This is a genomic window from Nocardia cyriacigeorgica NBRC 100375 (genome assembly GCF_000308555.1).
Taxonomy (GTDB): Bacteria; Actinomycetota; Actinomycetes; order Mycobacteriales; family Mycobacteriaceae; genus Nocardia; species Nocardia cyriacigeorgica.
Map to the genome: position 1 here is coordinate 1 of NZ_BAFY01000307.1, position 4,594 is coordinate 4,594.

General features: G+C 71.1%; 2 protein-coding genes. One reads left to right on the forward strand and one right to left on the reverse strand.

All coding sequences use genetic code 11. The features are described from left to right. Window positions 1-3,444 (forward strand): non-ribosomal peptide synthetase (locus tag RJ05_RS26250; protein WP_036541976.1); only part of this gene is annotated, 3,444 nt, incomplete at its 5' end. A 119-nt stretch (window positions 3,445-3,563) separates the two neighbouring features. Here the strand turns inward: RJ05_RS26250 and RJ05_RS26255 are convergent. Beyond that, window positions 3,564-4,594 (reverse strand): molybdopterin-binding protein (locus RJ05_RS26255; protein WP_036541978.1); only part of this gene is annotated, 1,031 nt, incomplete at its 5' end.

Here is a 4,594-nt window from a genome sequence, read left to right on the forward strand (position 1 = left end):
GAATACGCACAGGCCGAACTCGCTGCCACCCAGCGTGTGTCGTCGCGGACGTACTGGCGCGAGGCGCTCGCCGGCGCCGAGGCGACCGCTGTGACGGCGTTGGCGGCGCATCAGCCGCAGTCCACCCGACCGGCGCAGGCGCGTGCCCTGGTGCCGCAGCGGCTCAGCGCCCGGGTCACCGATTTCGCCGCGCGGCACCAGGTTCCGGAGAAGGCGGTGTATCTGGCCGCGCATCTGGCGACGCTGCGCCTGCTGTCCGGGCGCGCCGATGTGACCACCGGCGTCATCAGCCACGGCCGCCCCGACCGCGCGGGCGCGGAAAGCCTGGCCGGCCTGTTCCTCAACACCCTGCCGATGCGGCTGGACGCCACCGTGGCGACCTGGCGCGACGCCGTCGACCAGGTGGTGCGCCGCGACCGCGCCGCCTACCCGCACCGGCGCTACCCGCTGCGTTCGATCATGGCCGATCACGGCGGGCCGGTGTTCGAGACGGCGTTCAATTACGTCAACTACCACCAGTTCCAGGCCATTCTCGGCGCGGACCGGGTGGTGCTCGACGACATCGATATCCGCGAGGAAACCAACTTCCAGCTGCTGGTCACCGCCGCCACCGATCCCCGCGACGGCCGCATGTGGTTGCGCGTGGACGGTGACGGCGCGGTCGGCCCGCAGCAGTGCGAAACCGTCGCGCTCACCGAGCTGCGGATGCTGACCGCCCTGGTGGACAACCCGGACGCCCCGATCGATCCACGGGCCGGCTGGGTGTCGGGCCGCGATGTCGGTGCGCTGGTCGCCGAGGTCGCGACGGTGCGCCCGACCGATATCGCCGTCGCCGCCGACGACTCCGTCTGGACCTATGACGAGCTGGTGAGCCGCAGCGACGTCATCGCGGCCCGGCTGCTCGCGCACGGTGTGCGCACCGGGTCGAAGGTGGCCATCATCGGCCGCAGCACCCCGGAGCTGGTGGCGCTGGTGCTGGCGGTGGCGCGGATCGGTGCGGCGAGCGTCCCGCTGGACGTGCGCTATCCGCGGGCGCGGCTGAACCTGATGATCGACCGCGCCCGGCCGCATCGCGTGGTCGTCGACGCCGAACACCTCGACCTGGTCGACGATCCGGCGCTGGTGCTCGACACCGCCGAACTCACCGCCCCGGCCGGTCCGGCGGACCCCGCGGCGCCGCGTTTCGCGCCGGTGCATCCGGAAACCACCGCGTACGTGCTGTTCACCTCCGGCTCCACCGGGGAGCCCAAGGGTGTGGCGATGCCGCATCGCGGCCTGACCGCCCTGGTCGACTGGCAGTTGCGCGCCGAGTCCGGCGCCGGACTGGCGAGCACACTGCAGGCGGCGCCGCTGAGCTTCGACGTGGCGTTCCAGGAAATCTTCACCACCCTGGCCACCGGATCGACGCTGCGGGTGAGCGAACGCGATCTGCGCGCCGATATGGACGAGCTGCTGAGCACGGTGGCCGATGAGCAGATCGAGCGGGTGTTCCTGCCGTATGTGGCATTGCAGGCGTTCGCCGAGGCGGCGTCGGTGCGCCAGATCTATCCCACCGGGTTGAAGGTGCTGGTGTCCTCGGGTGAGCAGTTGCGCATCACCGACGAGATCCGCGCCCTGTGCGCGGCGGTGCCCGGTCTGCTGCTGGAGAACCAGTACGGCCCCACCGAAACCCATGTGGCGACCATCTTCACCCTCACCGGCCCGGAGAGCGCGTTCCCGGTGCTGCCGCCGATCGGGCGCGCGGTCGACGGCGATACCGCCGAGATCCTGGACCGGCAGCTGCGGGTGGTGCCCGACGGTGTGATCGGCGAGATCTACCTCGGCGGACGCTCCCTGGCCCGCGGCTACGAAGCCATGCCCGGCTTGACCGCGCAACGTTTCGTCGCCGCCGCCGGTGGTGAGATCCGCTACCGCACCGGCGATCTCGGCGTGCGGCTGCCCCCGGGAGATATCGTCTGCCTCGGCCGCAGCGACAGTCAGGTCAAGATCCGCGGGTACCGGGTGGAGCCGGCCGAGGTCGAGCTCACCATCCTCGGGCTGGTCGAGCGGTTCCCCGGGATCAGCGAGGCCGCCGTGGTGGCGCGCGGGTTCGGCGGGATCGACGGGGCGCTGGTGGCGTTCCTGGCCGGCGATGCCGAGTCCACCGATCTCACCGCGCTGCGGGCCGAGCTGCGGTCGGTGCTGCCCGCGCATATGGTGCCGTCGCGGTTCCAGTGGGTGGAGTCGATGCCGCGCACACCCAGCGGCAAACGGGACGACCGCGCGCTGCTCGCGCTACCCGTGACGAGCACTGCCGAACAGGCACACCAGCATCGGGAACCGGTCGACGAGATCGAACGCTCGGCGATGGAGCTGCTCGCCGAGTACGCCGGGCTGCCGTCCATGGGTCCCGACGACGACTTCTACGCCATGGGCGGCACCTCGATCGGCGCCATGCGCGTGGTGATGGGACTGTCGCGGCGCTGGGGCGTCGAGCTGCCGATGAGCGCATTCGTCGCCGCGCCCACCGCGGCCGGGCTGGCCGAACTGATCCGCGCGGGCGACACCCAGACCAGCTTCGATCCGCTGGTGCCGATCCAGCCCGAAGGCACGAAACCGCCGCTGTTCCTGGTGCATCCGATCGGTGGCAATGTGCTGTGCTACCTGGCGGTCGCGAAGTATCTGGACCCGGATCGTCCGGTGTACGGGTTGCAGGCGGCCGGCGCCGACACCGGCAGCACGCCGCTGACCTCGGTCGAGGCGATGGCCGACTCCTATATCTCGGCGATCCGCCGGGTGCATCCGGAGGGGCCCTACCATCTGGCCGGCTGGTCCTTCGGTGGCTATGTCGCGCTGGAAATGGGGCGCAGGCTGCCCGAGCACGAAGTCGCCAGCGTGACCCTGCTGGACACGATGGCGTTGCGGCAGCAGGCCCGCGAACCCATCCCCGAGGAGAAGCTGATCCGCTGGTTCTTCCTCGAACTGCTCTGGTACGCCCGCGGTAACGAGACCGCGCTCGGTGAGTTCGAACCCGATGTGCACGATTCGGCCGAACTGTTCGACGCGATGCTGGCCGAGGCGATCCGCTCCGGCATCCTGCCCGAAGGCAGTCCGGCGCAATCGATTCGGCGGTTGTACGAGGTATTCCACGCCAACTACACCGCGCTGATCACTTACCAGCTGTCGGTCTTCGACCGCGACATCACGCTACTGCGGGCCACCGACGGGATTCCGCGCGGTTTCGATATCGCCCACCAGACCATCGGCACCATGTTCGACAGTGAGAACAACGGCTGGGAACAGTACGCGGGCCGCGGGTTCGAGGTGGTGGCGGTGCCCGGCGACCACCTGCACATGATGACCGAACCGCATGTGGCCGAGGTCGGTATGCAGCTGGATGCCGCGATCTCGTCGGCCGATCCGGACCTGGATCGCGAGTTCAGTGAGGGGATGCTCGACGTGTGAAACGAACCGCTGCGGTGCGATTGTGCCGCAGCGGCTTTCGCGCGGATCGGTCGCATGCCGGTGGGAGACCGCGTTCAGCGTCGGGCCCGCGCCGCCCCGGTGGACGGCCTGCGAACGGTTCAGCCGGGCAGCGGCACCAGCTCGACCAGCGTGCCGCGCCCGGAGCGCGGTGGGAGCAGCGCCAGCGCCTGAGCGGTGATCAGGCTCGCCAGATGCGGGGTGTGCACCGGGCCGGTGGCCTGCCAGACCCCGCCGGGTTGCTGGCAGACCGGGACGACGCGGGTCAGGGTGTCGTGGGTGCCGGAGGAATCGGCGAGGCGCCCGCGCATCGGTTCGGCAGGCGTGCGGGCCGTGCAGGCGTCGACGATCGCCGGTCCGGTGATCAGCAGGGCGGCGATCGCGGCGAACGGGTTGCCGGGGAGGGCGAGCAGCACCCGGCCGTCGGGTAGCAGCGCGACCAGCTGTGAGCCGCCCGGGCGGACGGCGAGGCCGTCGATCAGGATATCGGCGCCCAGCTCGGTGAGCAGGGCGCGCAGATGATCGGCGGCGCCGCGGCCGGTGGCGCCGACCACCACCACCAGCTCGGCGTCCGATCGCAGCGCGAACCAGGAGCCGAGCAGCTCCCGGCAGTCGTCGAGCCGCCAGACATGGGTGGTCTCGATATCGCAGGCGCGCAGATAGGTGGGCAGCACCGGGCCGATGGAATCCCGGGTCTGGCCGGGCGCCAGCGGGCCTTCGGCGCGGATCTCGGAGCCGGTGATCAGCACATCCGCGCGCAACGGGCCACGCACGGCGATCGTGTGCACCTCGGCGCTCGAGGCGGCAGACACCACCGCGGCCGATACCCGGGTGCCCGCCGCGGCCAGCTGTGCGCCCGGATGCCAGTTCTCGCCGCGCCGCCGGGTGTCGTCGCGCACCGGCGCGTCCGGGCGACGTGCCAGCAGCGTGTCGCCGGCCAGCATGCTTCTGGACACGAATTCGTCGCGCACGACGGCGGTGGTGCCGGACGGGGTGGGCGCGCCCGTCGCGATGCGCACCGCCTGCCCCACCTCCAGCGGACGGCCACCGTGCGTGCCCGCGACCCGGGTGTCATCACGCAGCACCCACGGCCCGGACCCGCAGACGGCGTAACCGTCCATCGCGGCGGTAT